Genomic DNA, 14,376 nt, shown 5'->3' on the forward strand with positions numbered 1-14,376 from the left:
TCGATGCTTCGGTATCTGAGCCAAAAGATCTCGTACCTGGTGCTCACGCTCGTAGCGGTGGTTGCGGCGAATTTCGTTCTCTTCCACCTGATGCCGGGAGACCCGGTGACCCACATCGCGCGTGGTCAACACCTCGACGCCGAGGCGATCGCCAGGCTGCGCACCTACTACGGCCTGGACCAGCCGATGGCCTCGCAGTTCGTGACCTATCTGCAGAACCTGCTCAAGGGTGACCTCGGCTTCTCCTACACCTACCAGGCGTCGGTCGGCCCGATCGTGGTGAAAGCCCTTGCCAACACCCTGATCCTGGTCACCGTCTCGACGCTGCTGGTGATCCTCCTCGGCGTCCTGATCGGGGTGTTCGCCGCCTCCCGGCGCAACTCACGCACCGACTCCGGGCTGGTCATCGGATCGCTGGTGTTCTGGAGTCTGCCCACGTTCTGGGTGGGCATGCTGCTGATCTTCGTCTTCGCTGTGTCACTCGGCTGGTTTCCGATCGCAGGCATGTACACCGCCGACGCGCTGTACCCCACGGTGTTCACCCGAATGGCTGACCTGGCACGGCATCTCGTCCTGCCGACGGTCGCCATGGTTCTGGTCGACATCGCCCAGTTCGTCCTGATCACCCGCAGCTCACTGCTGGCGACACTGTCCGAGGATTACATGACCACTGCCCGGGCCAAGGGCCTGACACCGCGGCGGGTGCTCTGGCGACACGGCGTGCGTAATGCGCTGCTGCCCGTCGTGACCGCCACGACGCTGTACGCCAGCGCCACCGTCGGCGGCACCATCCAGGTGGAGACGGTCTTCTCCTGGCCCGGTATGGGGCAGCTCATCTATCTGTCGGTGATCCGGCGCGACTACCCCGTGATGGAAGCCTGCTTCCTGATCTTCGCGGTAGTGGTCGTGCTGGCCAACTTCGCCAGTGACCTGGTCTACCGGATGCTCGACCCACGGGTGCGGCTGACATGACCGGACCGCTGATGGACCCCACCCTCGAACCCGAGGAACCCGCCGCGGCACACGTGCCGGGCGGCTGGCGCGGAGTGCTACACCAACTCTTCGCCGACCCGATGGGCCGCACCGGACTGCTGACCGTTCTCGCGGTTATGGTCGTCGCGATCCTCGGTCCGCTGCTGGCGCCCTACGACCGCACCGACGTCGCCGACACCCGCGCGGGAATCCTGTTGCGGCCCAGTGCCGCCCACTGGCTGGGCACCGACGAACTCGGTCGCGACGTGTTGCGGCAGGTACTGGCCGGAACATCGGTGTCACTGGAGATCGGGCTGATCGCCACCGTCATCACCGTGCTCATCGGAACCCTGGTCGGGGTACTGGCGGGCTGGTTCACCGGCTTCATAGACGCCGTGCTGATGCGGATCACCGACTTCTTCCTGGTGCTGCCCAACCTGCCGTTGATGATCGCGCTCGGTGCGATCATCGGGCAGAGCCTGCCGATGATCGTTCTGGTCATCGCGATCACCAGTTGGCCGAGTACGGCGCGCATCGTCCGCTCTCAGGCGCTGGCGCTGCGGGAACGCGAAGTGGTGGCCCGCGCCAAGACCGTCGGTCTGTCCTCGGCGGGCATCCTGTGGCGATTGATCCTGCCCGGGGTGCTGGCGTTGGTGATCGCCAACGCCGTTCTTGTCATCGCCGGGTCGATCCTCGCCGAGGCCACGCTGTCCTTCCTCGGCCTCGGCGATCCGACCCGAACCTCGTGGGGCCAGATCCTGCACAACGCTTTCGCCGCCGGTGCTGTGGGCAACGGCTTCTGGTGGTACTTCCTGCCACCGGGCGTCGGCATCGTGCTGGTGGTGCTGGCGTTCTCGCTCGTCGGGCAGAGTCTGGAACGCATCCTCAACCCTCGGCTGGCGGTGGCCGAATGAGCCTGTTGAGCGTTCGCAACCTGAGCGTCACCTACCGCGGTGGCGTGCGCGCGGTGGACGGTGTCGACCTGGACGTGTCCGCCGGTGAGGTGGTCGGGCTGGCCGGCGAGTCCGGCTGTGGGAAAAGCACATTGGCGCTCGCCGTGGCGCGTCTTCTGCCGCCCGGCGCTGTTGCGGCCGCCGACGAGATGACCTTCGCAGGCACGGATCTGAGCACCGTCGACGAGGCCGGACTCCGGGCACTGCGCTGGCGGAGGCTGTCACTGGTCTTCCAGGGCGCGATGAACGGCTTCAACCCGGTGATGACGATCGGCGATCAGGTGCGCGAGGCGATCCGGGCGCACGAACCGGAGGCCGACCGCAAAGCGGTGCGGCGCCGTGTTGCCGAGTTGCTGACGCAGGTGGGGATCTCCTCCGGGCGGGCGGCCGACTATCCCCACCAGCTCTCCGGCGGCATGAAGCAGCGCGCGATGATCGCCATGGCGCTGGCCTGCCGCCCGGACCTGGTGATCGCCGACGAACCCACGACCGCGCTCGACGTCATGACCCAGGCCCAGATCCTGGAGTTGATCCGCGGTCTGGCCGACGAACTGGGTTTGTCGATGCTGATCATCTCCCACGACCTGACCGTGCTGTCCGAACTCTGCGACCGGGTCGCGGTGATGTACGCCGGGCGCATCGTCGAACGTGGTCGTGCCGAGGACATCTTGAGCTCGGACTCGCGGCCTGCGCATCCCTACACCCGCCGACTGCTGGACTGCTATCCGCGCCTGGACGCCGGGCAGGCGTCGATCAGCGGAATACCCGGCAGTCCACCCGATCTCGCACACCCGCCCGCGGGCTGCCGATTCAATGACCGGTGTGTCGAAAAGCTGGCACGGTGCGCGACCGACGACCCCGCGCTGCACCAGGTTGCCGGCGCTGCCGCTCACCTCGCGGCATGCCATATGGTGGAGGCCCGCGCATGACCAAGCCGGTGGTCGCCGAGGTACGCGACCTGCATGTGCACTTTCCGGTCCGGCACGGTCGGCGACGGCTGACCGCACGTGCCGTCGACGGTGTCGACCTGTCCGTCCACGAGGGTGAGATCGTGGCACTGGTCGGTGAATCCGGCTGCGGGAAAACCACTGTCGCGCGCACCCTCATGCGGCTGGTCGACCCCAGTTCGGGCACGGTGTCGGTCGGCGGTGTGGACATCACCCACGCCCGCGGCGCCGCGCTGCGCCGACAGCGCCGCGAGTTCCAGATGATCTTCCAGGACCCGTTCGAAAGCCTGCCGGTCAACGCGACCGCGGTCGACCTCGTCAGCGAGGGGCTGGCGATCCATCGACGTGACCTGGATGCCGCGGCGCGACGCGGGGTGGCGCTGGCGGCACTGGAGATGTGTGGGCTGACACCGGCCGCGGCGATCGCGGAGCGCCGCATCTTCCAACTGTCCGGTGGGCAGCGCCAGCGGGTCGCGATCGCGGCCGCACTCGCGCTGCAGCCCCGGCTGCTGGTGGCCGACGAGCCGGTGTCCATGCTCGATGTCTCGTTGCGTGCCGGGGTTATCCGGGTGCTACTGGATATGCGCGAACGCCTCGACGTGGCAATCCTTTTCATCACCCACGATCTCGCACTGGCCGGGGTTTTCGCGGATCGGGTTGCCGTCCTCTACCTGGGCCGGGTGGTCGAGCAGGGTCGCGCCGCCGATGTGATCGGTACACCCCGGCATCCGTACACCCGTGCGCTGGTGGACGTCATGCCCAAAGCAGGTGGCGGCAGGCGGGCGGCCCGCGCGCTGTTGACCGGTGAGCCGCCCAACGCCACCGCCACCGCACCGGGTTGCCGGTTCGCGCCGCGCTGTCCGCTCTACCGGCAGCTCGGTGAACCCGAACGCTGCCGTGCCGAGCAACCGCTGCTCACCGATGCCACGCCGGAACACCAAGTGGCGTGCCATTTTTCAGACGTCACAGAATCACCAACACCGAAGGAGAACACCACATGACCGTCACTCGTGAGGAAGCGATCGAGCTACTCGAGGCGATGGTTCGAATCGACTCCGTGACGCCCTGGCTGATCCCGGGAGGGGCCGGCGAGGGTGACGTCGCCCGCTTCATGCGCGACTGGCTGGCCGACCTCGGGCTGGAGGCGACGCTGGAGGAGGTGGAACCCGGCCGCCCCAACGTGCTGGCCTGGTTGCGGGGCAGCGCGCCGGGCCCGACGATCTGCCTGTCCGCACACAGCGACACCGTCGGCTACGCGAACTGGGCCGACAGCGCACTGCACCCCGTCGTCGACGGTGACCGGATGATCGGACTCGGTGTGGCCGACGACAAGGGCGGGTGCGCCGCCGCGATGCTCGCGGTACGCGAATTGGTGCGCTCCGGAACAGAATTGGCAGGCAACGTGCTGGTAGCCCTGGTGATCGACGAGGAGGGTGTCAGCATCGGCACCGAGCACCTGGTCGCCCATCATGCCGCCGAGATCGACCTGGCGATCAACCTCGAACCCGACGGTTCCCACACCATCTACGGCGAACATCAGGGGTTCGGCTGGATCGACATCGTGGTGCACGGCGAGCCTGCGCACGGTTCGGCGCCCGACAAGGGCGTCGACGCCATCGTGCACATGGCCGAGGTGGTGACCCGCCTGCACCGGCTCGACGAGACACGCTGGAAACCCAACCCCGATCCCAAGAACGGCCGCACCGTGTTCCACACCGGAACGATCCGCGGCGGCACCGACTACGCCACCTATCCCAACCAGGCCGTGCTGGGCATCGAGATCGGCACCCAGCCGGGCGAGACACTGGCCGACCGAGTCGCCGAGATCGAGGCGATCTTCGCCGAGGTCACGGAATCCGAACCGCGCTTTCGCGGCGAGGTCGTCGTCCGCCTGGACCGCGACCCCTTCACCGGTGCGGGCAACGAGGAGCTGCTGAACGCACTCGGCGACGCAACGGAAGCCGTCAACGGCGTCCGCTCACCGGTGACCGGTCTCAACGCGTGGACCGACGCCGCGTTGTTCCAAGGTGCCGGCATCCCCACGGTCCTGTTCGGGCCGGAAGGCGGCAACTACCACGCGGCCCAGGAGTGGGTGTCCATTCCGGACATGATCGCGACCGCCGAGATCCTGCGCCAGACTCTCGTGACGCTCATCGGTCGCACGGACGGCGACTCCTGATGGCCCAGGACACGGCTGCCCCGGCTGGGGGACTGCGGTCGGGAGCGCTGCGCGCAGTGGACGTCGTGGTGATGGCGCTGGCCAGTTCGGGACCCATTCAGAGCGTGGCCGTCTCGCTGGCCGCGATCCTGGCGACCGTCGCCTACGCCGGCTTCGTGCCGATTCTCATCTGCTTCGTCCCGATGCTGGGCATCGCACTCGGTTACCAACGCCTACATGCCTGGCAACCGAGTGCGGGGGCGACGTATACCTGGGTGGGCCGGGTGCTCAACCCGCATGCCGGGTTCTTCGCCGGCTGGATCATGTTGCTGTACTACACGGTCGGCACGACGAGCCTGACCATCCCGCTCGGAAGCTACCTGCTCAGCTTCTTCTCCGATCACGCCGCCGACAGCCCGGTCGCGGTGGCTGCCGTGGGGACCGTGTTCGACCTGATCGTCACCGCAGTGGCCGCATTGGGCGTGGCCCTGTCAGCCCGGTTCCAATTGAGTTGGGCGATCTTCGAATACGCGCTGCTCATCGGGTTCGCCGTCCTGGCCGTGATATTCATCGCGCGCGGCAACGGCGACGTGGTCAAGCCTGGCATCTCGTGGTTCACCGTCGAGGGGGCGGGCGGCTTCAAGTCGTTGATATCGGGCGTGCTGCTGGCGATCTTCCTCTATTCAGGCTGGGACACCGCTGCCTACGTCGGTGAGGAAGCTTCCGGTCGCACTGCCGGGCGAGCCGCCGTGACCAGCGTTGTCCTGCTGTTCGTCATCTACTCGGTGTCGGTGCTGGCTTTCCAGGGGATCGCGCCGATGCAGGACATGCAAGATCACGCAGCCAACATCCTTGCGTTCGTTGGTGAACGGATCGGTGGCGGCTTCTGGGCGAACGTGATGATCGTCGCGGTACTCGGTGGCACCCTCGCGTCGTTGCTTGCGGCGATCGTCAGTGCCTCCAGGATCGGATTCGCCATGGGACGAGACCGCGTCGTGCCATCCTGGCTGGCAGACGTGAGCGGCAAGTATGGCACGCCGTTGAACGCGACAATTCTGTTCGGCCTGCTCAACATCGCATTCCTCTGGGGCTCAACGCTTATCGGCGCGGTGGGCGAGGCGCTGGCCAACATCGTGAGCACGCTCGGCTTGATGGCGGCGATCTTCTATCTGCTGACCGCGGTGACCGCCATCTGGTGCTACCGGCGCCAGATCGTCTCCTCGGTACAGGATTTCGTGATCGGTGGACTGATGCCGGGTCTGGGCGCGGCGTTCATGGCGTTCGTCGTCGTCTACTCGATCACCTCGGGGTCGCTGAACGGAATCGAACTCGGGTTCGGCGTCGGCCTCGCGCTGGTCGGGCTATTGCTGTCCGCCGTCTCGGCCACGGTCGGAAAGGCGCCGTTCTACACCGCGCCGCGAAATCCGCACTGACCCGCCGGCATGAGCCGGCCACTGCACTTACCACGACCTTCAACGATGAAAGAGATGTCCTGATGCACTTCACCGATGCTTATGCGGCCCGGACCCCGGTCACCAAGGCGCTGTACGAACGGGCCAAGCGAACGATTCCCGGCGGTGCGGGCTCGACGGCCCGGCTGCCGCGCAACGGGTGGAAGCCCTATCCGATCGTGATGGCGCACGGCAGCCGATCGCGCCTGACCGACGTGGACGGCAACACCTACATCGACTATCTGCTGGGGCTGGGGCCGATGATCCTCGGGCATCGCCATCCGGTGGTGACCAGCGCTGTCACCGAGGCCGTCCGCGATCTCGGTACGTGCTTCGGGTTGCCGTACGAGCTGGAGATCGAGGCCGCCGAAAAGGTGGTGGCCGCCGTACCGGGTATCGAACAGGTCCGCTTCACCAATTCCGGATCCGAGGCGGTGGGCACGGCGGTGCGGCTGGCCAGGGCCACCACCGGACGGCGAATCGTGGTCCGGTTCGAGGGGCACTACCACGGCTGGCAGGACACCGTGTACTGGTCCAACCACGTCGACCCGGTGCTGGCCGGACCGGCCGATCATCCACGACCGGTTGCGATGGGACCCGGGGTCCCGGCCGAACTGGAAGACACTCTCGTGGTGCTGACGTGGAACGACGCCGACAGCTTCGTGGAGCTGATGAACCGGCGCGGCGACGAGATCGCCGCGGTGCTCACCGAACCCGCGGTGTTCAACACCGGGTGCATCCTGCCCGAACCGGGTTATCTGGAACTTCTGCGCAGCGAGACACGCAAACACGGCGCGCTGTTGATCTTCGACGAGGTGATCACCGGGTTCCGGTTCGCCCGCGGCGGGGCCCAGGAATGGTTCGGCGTCACACCGGATCTCACCACCCTGGCCAAAGGCCTCGGCGGCGGGTTCCCGGTCGCCGCGGTCGGCGGCTCGACGGAAGCCATGCACCTGGTCGCCGACGGCATCTACTCCCACTCGGGTACCTACAACGCCAACGTCGTGCAATGCGCCGCGGTGTCGGCGACGATGGACCTGCTGGCCGAACCGGGGTTGTATGAGCGTCAGCGGGCACTGGGGCACCGCCTGGCCGCGGGTCTCGGCGAGTTGGCCGCCGAGCGCGGCCTGGATGCCTACTGTGAAGGACTCGGCACGGTGTTCCAGTTGTGGTTCGCCGACGGTCCTATCCACAACTGGCGCGACGCGGTGAGCCGTGCCGACGAGGCTCTGTTCACCCGGTGGTATGAGGAGATGGTGATTCGCGGGGTGTTGTTCCATCCGCTGCAGTTCGAGAATCTGTTCGTCTCGCTGGTTCACGATGACCGCGACATCGACGAGACGCTCCAGGCCGCCGCTGACGCGCTGACCGTCGTTGCCCGCACCCGGACGGCCGCGTCCCGGTCGTGACCGCACCGGTAGTCATCGGCGTCGACCTCGGCACCTCGGCGGTCAAGGTCGTCGCAGTCGATCACGACGGTGCGGTCATCGCATCGGCGCGGTCGGAGTACCCCACCCGACGGCCCGAACACGAAGCGGCCGAACAAGATCCGCACCATTGGTGGGAGGCGCTGGGAGCGGCCGGCGACGTCGTTGCGGGCTTGGTGCCGCCGCGGCGGTGGAGTGCGATCGGGCTGAGCGCGATGCTGCCCACACTGGTCGAGCTGGACACCATGCTCGAGCCGGTGGGGGCGGCGATCACCTGGGAGGACGGCCGGGCTGAGCGGCAGGCCGACCAGTTGCGCGCCATGGTCGGGGACGCCGAGCTCTATCGGATCACCGGACAGCGGGTCGACGGGCGGTACCTGGCGCCGATGCACGCCCGGCTTCAGGGGCTCGGCTGCGCAGGGACGACCGTCGCCGGCGCCAAGGACGTGTTGTTCCACCAGCTGACCGGGGCGTTGCTCACCGACCCCAGCACCGCGGCGGGCAGCGCCGTCTTCGATCTCGAACGTGGTTGTTGGAGTGCGGAGTTGGTCGCCGCGTCCGGTCTGCCGGGCTTGCCCGAGGTGGCCGATTCGGCCACCGCACTGCCCCTCACGCAACGATGGCGGCAGCGGTGGGGAGTGCCGGGCGAGCTGCCTGTGGTGCTGGGCGCGGCGGACTCGGTGCTCGGTGTGCTGGGAGTGGGGGCGCGGGCGCACGGAGAGGTGGGGGTGATCGCCGGTACCAGTGCAGTCGTGCTGGGTGTCTCTGATCGGCCGACCCGCGATCCCGACATGCGCTACCTGGTCACCCCGCTGGCCGGGTCCGGCTGGGGCCTCGAAATGGATCTGCTGGCAATGGGTTCGGCGTTCGACGCCATCGCCGCGCTGTTCGGCCTGGATGGACCGGCCGATCTCCTCGAGGCGGCAGCAACGGTGGCGCTCGCCGACGCGCCGTTGTTCTTGCCGTATCTATCGCCGGGGGAGCAGGGCGCCTTGTGGGACCCGAGCCTGACCGGCACCCTGCAGGGCCTCCGGCTTGGGATGGGCATCGGGCATATCGGCCGGGCACTGCTGACCGGCATCGTGGTCGAACTGCGCCGGTGCATCGACGTGCTTTCCGCGGCGACGGGTCAGTCAGGTCCGGTCCGGCTCGGCGGCGGCAGTGCGGTGAGCCCGCTGATGTGGCAGGACATCGCGGATGCGACGGGACGAGAGGTGTGGGTGGATCCGGCGGTGACCGACCATTCGGCGATCGGCGCGGCGCTGTTCGCCGCGGGCGTGACCGGGAATCCGATCATCCGCGACGATGCCCCGCGGATCGTCGCGCCCCGACCAGACCGGCATGGCTGGTGGACCGACTGCCTGGCCCGCCATGACGACGCACGGCTGCGGGCGAGCGCGAAGGTGAACCGATGAACGTGACCGTCGTCGACGACGACATGTTCGCGACCACCGCGGCCGCCGCCCTGCTGGAGCGGCTGCCGTCCGCCGCGCCCACGCTCGGGGTGGCCACCGGCGGTACCCCGATGCGGGTGTACGCCGAGTTGGCATCGCGCAGCCGTCACGGCGAGCTCGACCTCTCCGGTGCCACGGTGCTCGCACTCGACGAGTACGTCGGTCTCGACGAGCGTGACCCACGCAGCTACACGGCCTACGTGCGTTCGCGCGTCGCCGATCCGCTCGGTATCCCGGTCGCCAATGTTCATGTGCCGCAGGGAAATGGCGCCGATCCGGCGGCTGTGGCTCAGGCGTTCGAGCAGCGGATTGCCGAGACGGGTGGTGTCGATGTCCAGATCGCCGGGATCGGCTCCAATGGGCACCTGGCGTTCAACGAGCCCGGCTCGCCGCTCGATTCGACCACGCGGGTGGTGGACCTGTCCGACCAGACCCGGCACGACAATGCCCGGTTCTTCGGCGGCCGGGTCGACGACGTCCCGCGCAGGGCGATCACCCAGGGACTGGCGACGATCGGTCGGGCCCGCTGCATCCTGCTGCTGGCGGCCGGTCGGGCAAAGGCCGACGCGCTGGCGGCCGCACTGCGCGGACCCGTCGACGCGTCTGTACCGGCATCGGTGTTGCAGCAGCACAGCGATGTCACGGTGATCGCGGACCGCGCGGCATGGAGCAGGATGGCGTGATGAACGATCCCGATGTACTCGGTCTGTTTCCGCCCGGCTCGCAGCGCTCGGATGGCGTCCTGACCGTCGGCGGCTGCCGGCTCGATGCGCTGGCTGCCGAATTCGGCACCCCGCTGATGGTGGTCGCCGAAGACGCCCTGCGGCAGCGGGCCAGGGACTACCTCGAGGCGTTCCGTAGCCGGTGGGCCCGCACGGATGTGGCGTTCGCGTCGAAAGCATTCCCCTGCACCGCAATTCAGCGTCTGGCCAGTGAGGAGGGATTGCTGCTCGACGTGGCCGGCGGGGGAGAGATCGTCACCGCATTGGCCGCCGGGGCCGACCCGGCACGGATGTTGTTGCACGGCAACGCCAAGACCGACGAGGAGCTCGGCATGGCCGTCAGCAGCGGCGTCGGCCTGATCGTCGTCGACAACTTCGACGACATCGACCGGCTGGAGCGCATCGTCGAACCCGGCCGCAGGCAGCCCTGCCTGGTGCGCGTCGTGCCGGGTATCGAGGCGAATACCCATTCCGCAGTGGCGACCGGGCATGCCGGCTCGAAATTCGGGCTGCTGCCTGCCGATGCCGGGGTGGCGATCGAGAGGATCCGCCGCAGCCGGGTGCTGCGCTGCGACGGCGTGCACACCCACGTCGGCTCGCAGCTACTCGACGCCGACCAGCTCGCCGCAGCCGTGGCCCCGGTCGCCGAACTCGGCAGCTTCGACGTCTACGACTTCGGTGGCGGGCTCGGGGTGCGCTACACCTACGCCGATCACCCGCCGACGGTGGACGCCTACGCCCACGCCATGATCGAGAAGGCCCGCGGCCTGGTTCCCGCCGACGCCCGCATCATCGTCGAGCCGGGCCGGTCGATGACCGCGGCCGCAGCCTGCACGGTCTACCGCGTGACGACCGTCAAACACGGAGTGGTCACCCATGTCGCGGTCGACGGCGGAATGGGGGACAACCTGGAGGTGTCGCTGTACGGCCAACGGTTCGAGGCGACGCTGGTCGACCGGGTGGGCGGGGGCGCGGACGTCACCGTCGTCGGCAGGCACTGCGAATCCGGCGACCAGCTGATCGACGGTGTCCCGCTTGACAATCCAGTGGTGGGCGATCTGCTGGCCGTCCCGGTGACCGGGGCGTACTGCTACACGATGTCCAACCAGTACAACGGTGCGCGCCGCATCCCGGTGGTGTTCGCCGCGAACGGGGACGCCCGGGTCGTGGTGCGCCGCGACACCTGGGCCGACCTGTTGGCCCGCGACGTCTAGCTACGCGGCCACCGTCTCCTCGACCGTCTCCTCGGCGTGCGCTTGCCTGCCGCCGATGAACAGCGCCAGCGCGGCGCCGACCAGGCACACGATCACGGTGACGAAGAAGATCGAGCCGTACTGCATCGCGAAGGCGGTGCGGTACCGCTCGGCCTCGCCCGCGATCTTGGCGGCCAGGCTGTTGCCGCCCGGACTCGGCAGCGTGGCCAGGATCTGGTTGAACCGGTACAGGCCCCACGCACTGAGCGCGGCGACGCCGATCAGCATGCCGGTCATGCGGGCCACGACGACGAGCGAGGAGGCGATGCCGTGCTGAGCCGGCGGCACCACCCGTAGCGCAGCGGAGGTCAGCGGGCCGATCACCAGACCCAGGCCGAAGCCGGCCAGCGCCAGGTCGGTGTCGATCACCGGCAGCGACACGAACCCGAAATCGTGGCGGGCGCCGGCCACATTGGTGCCCCAGTGCGACACCAGCAGGTATGCGCCCGAGGAGATCAGCATGCCGACCACGGCGACGATCCGGTCGCCGATCCGGGTGGCGACCCAGCCGCCGATGAGCGCTCCGACCGGCAGCGCGATCAGGAAATGCAGCAGCAGGAACGCGGCCTGCGTCTGGTCTTTACCCAGCACACCCTGACCGAACAGTTCGACGTTGACCAGCGTGACCATCAGCGCCGCACCCGCGCACAGCGAGGTGCCCAGCGAGGCCAGGAACGGCACGAAGCGGACGCCGGCCGGTTCGATCAACCGGGTGCGGGCGAACCGCTCCCAGACGAAGAATGCGATGGCTGCGATGACCGCGCCGATCACGAGGATCAGGCCGTGCGGCGGAAGCAGCGTCTTGCCGTCGGGGTTCGGGTTGTACAACCCGATCACGGCCAGGCCCAACGCGATCGCGAGCAGGATGCCGCCGACCAGATCGACCTTTTCAGGGTTCTCGCTGCGGTCATGGGAGGGCAGGCTGAAGTGGATCGCCACCATCGCGATCACGGTGAGCGGCACGTTGATCCAGAACACGTCCTGCCACTTGCCCAGCAGCAACACCACGCCGATGCCGTAGAGCGGGCCGAGCACGCTGCCCAGCTCCTGGGCGGCGCCGATGCCGCCGAGCACCGCGGCGCGGCTGCGGGCAGCCCACAGGTCGGCCGCCAGCGCGAGTGTCACGGGCAGCAGGGCACCTGCGGCGACACCCTGGACAAGCCGACCGATCACCAGCATCGTCAGGTCGGTGGACAGCGCGGTCACCACCGAGCCGGCCGCGAACGTGACCAGCGACAGCTGCAGCATCAGCTTGCGCCCGAAGCGGTCGGACAGCCGGCCCAGCAGCGGCATCGCCGCGATGTAGCCCAGCATGTACCAGGTGATGATCGGGGTGACCTGCTGCAGCTTGTTCACCGGGATACCGACCGTCGACATGATGTCGACCATGATCGTGACGACGACATAGGTGTCGAGCGCCCCGAGCAGAACGGCGAGGCTACCCGCGCTGATCACGATCCGGCGGCTGCGGCCGGAGGTCCCCGCCCGGTGGGCGGCAGTGTCCAGAGACTCAGCCATTACCGGGCCCGTCAGACGGCGGGCTTGGTGACGGTGACCGGCTTGTCCCACTCCGACAGCGTGATCTGGATGCTGCTGCCGTTACCCGTGTCGGCCTTGGCCTGGACCAGCTGATGCGGGTCGGCCTTCTGGATCCACACGGTGGCGGGCAGCGGGCTGGACGCCTTGAGCGGAATCAGCTTGTTCATGGCGTCGGCGCTGACCTTGCCGGTGATGCGGATGGTGTCCACACCGTTGATGGTCTCGCTGGCCTCCGACTTGGCGTCGGTGATGCTGGCGAGCCAGTTGGCCAGCCCGTTGTCCGGGTTGAGGACCACCGACGGGTCGTAGATGTCCTTGGCCGGGCCCATGTCGAGCCAGTTGTTGGGGGTCAGCGCGGCGTAGAGGGTGCCGTCGAGCACGACCAGCTGGATGTCGACGTCCGAGCCGCCCATCGAGATGGTCGAGTTCCCGGACACCGCGGTGGCGGGCACGTTGGTCAGATCGCCGGACAGCTTCTTGACCGGCAGACCCTCGATCTTGCCGCCGACCGTGATCTCGAGGTGGGCGCTCTTGAGAGCCTTGGTGACCTGAATGGACTGCTGCAGCAGTCCAGCGGCCTCCGGTAGGGGCTCTGAGGGCTTGGATGAGGATGAGCAGCCCGCGACGAACAGGGTTGCTGTTGCGAGGAGGGCGGTGAGGACGGCGAACATTCGGCGGCGCGTCGGCATAGGTGCATCGTAGAGGGTCGCGGTGACCGGACCTGCGGCGCCAGGCTGCACTCCGTCTGCGTTATGGGCCGTGAACTGCAGATTTAGTGCACCTAAGCGAGTGTCGTCACGGCCGGACTAGATTGGGCGCGTGTTCACCGGAATCGTCGAAGAACTGGGTGAGATCGTCGGCAAGGATGAGCTGGCCGACTCGGCCCGGTTCGTGATCCGCGGACCCGTCGTGACCGCCGATGCTCGCCACGGCGACTCGATCGCCGTCAACGGTGTCTGTCTGACCGTCGTCGAGGTGCTGCCCGGCGGACAGTTCAGTGCCGACGTGATGGCCGAGACGCTCAACCGGTCCAGCCTGGCAGCGGTCGACGTCGGAAGTGCGGTGAACCTGGAACGCGCTGCGGCGGTCAACAGCCGGCTCGGCGGACATATCGTCCAGGGTCACGTCGACGGGACCGGCCGCGTCATCTCCCGCTCACCGTCCGAGCACTGGGAGATCGTGCGGATCGCGCTGCCACCGGAGCTGTCCCGGTACGTGGTGGAGAAGGGCTCGATCACGGTCGACGGCATCTCCCTGACGGTGTCCGGGTTGGGTGACGACTGGTTCGAGGTCTCGCTGATTCCCACGACGCTGGCGCTGACCACACTCGGTCGCGCGGCGGTCGACACGCCGGTGAACCTCGAAGTCGATGTCATCGCGAAATACGTGGAACGTTTGCTCGCCGACCGCGAGCGCTGACGCCTCGGGCCGACTGATCAATTGATCAGTACGGACATTTGCTGCGCAATTAGACACAACTGAGGAAAAACCGCCTCTGAT

The 14,376-nt window shown here is 67.8% G+C and carries 13 protein-coding genes; 11 read left to right on the forward strand and 2 right to left on the reverse strand.

The features are described 5' to 3' along the window. Positions 1–3: 3 nt before the first annotated feature. The 10 genes from G6N32_RS11765 (at position 4) to lysA (ending at position 11,298) form a co-directional block, all read left to right on the forward strand. Positions 4–972 (forward strand): ABC transporter permease, encoded by a 969-nt coding sequence (locus G6N32_RS11765; protein ID WP_115319751.1) that lies wholly within the window; start codon positions 4–6, stop codon positions 970–972. Then, complete coding sequence (locus G6N32_RS28625) at positions 969–1,886, forward strand: ABC transporter permease (protein ID WP_115319752.1); 918 nt, start codon at positions 969–971, stop codon at positions 1,884–1,886. The genes G6N32_RS11765 and G6N32_RS28625 overlap by 4 nt, the downstream gene beginning before the upstream one ends. After that, entirely contained in the window at positions 1,883–2,854 is a 972-nt protein-coding gene (locus G6N32_RS11775) for an ABC transporter ATP-binding protein (RefSeq protein ID WP_197935826.1), read from the forward strand. The genes G6N32_RS28625 and G6N32_RS11775 overlap by 4 nt, the downstream gene beginning before the upstream one ends. Continuing rightward, positions 2,851–3,873: an ABC transporter ATP-binding protein gene (locus G6N32_RS11780; protein WP_115319753.1), complete on the forward strand. Its 1,023-nt coding sequence runs from the start codon at positions 2,851–2,853 to the stop codon at positions 3,871–3,873. Before G6N32_RS11775 ends, G6N32_RS11780 begins: the two co-directional genes overlap by 4 nt. Next, entirely contained in the window at positions 3,870–5,051 is a 1,182-nt protein-coding gene (locus tag G6N32_RS11785) for a M20 family metallopeptidase (RefSeq protein ID WP_115319754.1), read from the forward strand. Before G6N32_RS11780 ends, G6N32_RS11785 begins: the two co-directional genes overlap by 4 nt. Then, complete coding sequence (locus G6N32_RS11790; protein ID WP_115319755.1) at positions 5,051–6,463, forward strand: APC family permease; 1,413 nt, start codon at positions 5,051–5,053, stop codon at positions 6,461–6,463. Before G6N32_RS11785 ends, G6N32_RS11790 begins: the two co-directional genes overlap by 1 nt. A 62-nt stretch (positions 6,464–6,525) precedes the next feature. Next, a complete protein-coding gene (locus tag G6N32_RS11795) occupies positions 6,526–7,890 on the forward strand; it encodes an aspartate aminotransferase family protein (protein ID WP_115319756.1) in 1,365 nt (454 codons plus the stop codon). Beyond that, on the forward strand, positions 7,887–9,323 hold the full coding sequence (locus G6N32_RS11800; RefSeq protein WP_115319757.1) for a xylulokinase: 1,437 nt from the start codon (positions 7,887–7,889) through the stop codon (positions 9,321–9,323). The genes G6N32_RS11795 and G6N32_RS11800 overlap by 4 nt, the downstream gene beginning before the upstream one ends. Next, the gene (locus G6N32_RS11805; RefSeq protein ID WP_115319758.1) at positions 9,320–10,045 is read left to right on the forward strand and encodes a glucosamine-6-phosphate deaminase; all 726 of its coding nucleotides are present in this window, start codon (positions 9,320–9,322) and stop codon (positions 10,043–10,045) included. The genes G6N32_RS11800 and G6N32_RS11805 overlap by 4 nt, the downstream gene beginning before the upstream one ends. Further along, positions 10,045–11,298, forward strand: coding sequence for a diaminopimelate decarboxylase (lysA, locus tag G6N32_RS11810; protein ID WP_115321104.1), 1,254 nt, complete (start codon positions 10,045–10,047; stop codon positions 11,296–11,298). Before G6N32_RS11805 ends, lysA begins: the two co-directional genes overlap by 1 nt. Here lysA and G6N32_RS11815 read toward each other — a convergent pair whose 3' ends face one another. Together G6N32_RS11815 and G6N32_RS11820 are read right to left on the reverse strand one after the other, a co-directional pair. Then, on the reverse strand, positions 11,299–12,855 hold the full coding sequence (locus tag G6N32_RS11815; RefSeq protein WP_115319759.1) for an MFS transporter: 1,557 nt from the start codon (positions 12,853–12,855) through the stop codon (positions 11,299–11,301). 11 nt (positions 12,856–12,866) lie between these two features. Beyond that, complete coding sequence (locus G6N32_RS11820; protein WP_170310593.1) at positions 12,867–13,565, reverse strand: LppX_LprAFG lipoprotein; 699 nt, start codon at positions 13,563–13,565, stop codon at positions 12,867–12,869. Between the two features lie 130 nt (positions 13,566–13,695). On the opposite strand from G6N32_RS11820, the gene G6N32_RS11825 reads away from it, so the two are divergent. Then, entirely contained in the window at positions 13,696–14,295 is a 600-nt protein-coding gene (locus tag G6N32_RS11825) for a riboflavin synthase (RefSeq protein ID WP_115319761.1), read from the forward strand. The last annotated feature ends 81 nt before the right edge of the window (positions 14,296–14,376 follow it).

Origin of the sequence: Mycolicibacterium aichiense, assembly GCF_010726245.1 — a bacterium.
Classification (GTDB): domain Bacteria; phylum Actinomycetota; class Actinomycetes; order Mycobacteriales; family Mycobacteriaceae; genus Mycobacterium; species Mycobacterium aichiense.

Excerpts from the sequence above, each read along its gene's own strand:
- G6N32_RS11815 (WP_115319759.1), bottom strand. The coding sequence starts at position 12,855 with ATGGCTGAGTCTCTGGACACTGCCGCCCACCGGGCGGGGACCTCCGGC.
- G6N32_RS11765 (WP_115319751.1), top strand. The coding sequence starts at position 4 with ATGCTTCGGTATCTGAGCCAAAAGATCTCGTACCTGGTGCTCACGCTC.
- lysA (WP_115321104.1), top strand. The coding sequence starts at position 10,045 with ATGAACGATCCCGATGTACTCGGTCTGTTTCCGCCCGGCTCGCAGCGC.
- G6N32_RS11805 (WP_115319758.1), top strand. The coding sequence starts at position 9,320 with ATGAACGTGACCGTCGTCGACGACGACATGTTCGCGACCACCGCGGCC.
- G6N32_RS11785 (WP_115319754.1), top strand. The coding sequence starts at position 3,870 with ATGACCGTCACTCGTGAGGAAGCGATCGAGCTACTCGAGGCGATGGTT.
- G6N32_RS11775 (WP_197935826.1), top strand. The coding sequence starts at position 1,883 with ATGAGCCTGTTGAGCGTTCGCAACCTGAGCGTCACCTACCGCGGTGGC.
- G6N32_RS11820 (WP_170310593.1), bottom strand. The coding sequence starts at position 13,565 with ATGCCGACGCGCCGCCGAATGTTCGCCGTCCTCACCGCCCTCCTCGCA.
- G6N32_RS11790 (WP_115319755.1), top strand. The coding sequence starts at position 5,051 with ATGGCCCAGGACACGGCTGCCCCGGCTGGGGGACTGCGGTCGGGAGCG.
- G6N32_RS11795 (WP_115319756.1), top strand. The coding sequence starts at position 6,526 with ATGCACTTCACCGATGCTTATGCGGCCCGGACCCCGGTCACCAAGGCG.
- G6N32_RS28625 (WP_115319752.1), top strand. The coding sequence starts at position 969 with ATGACCGGACCGCTGATGGACCCCACCCTCGAACCCGAGGAACCCGCC.
- G6N32_RS11780 (WP_115319753.1), top strand. The coding sequence starts at position 2,851 with ATGACCAAGCCGGTGGTCGCCGAGGTACGCGACCTGCATGTGCACTTT.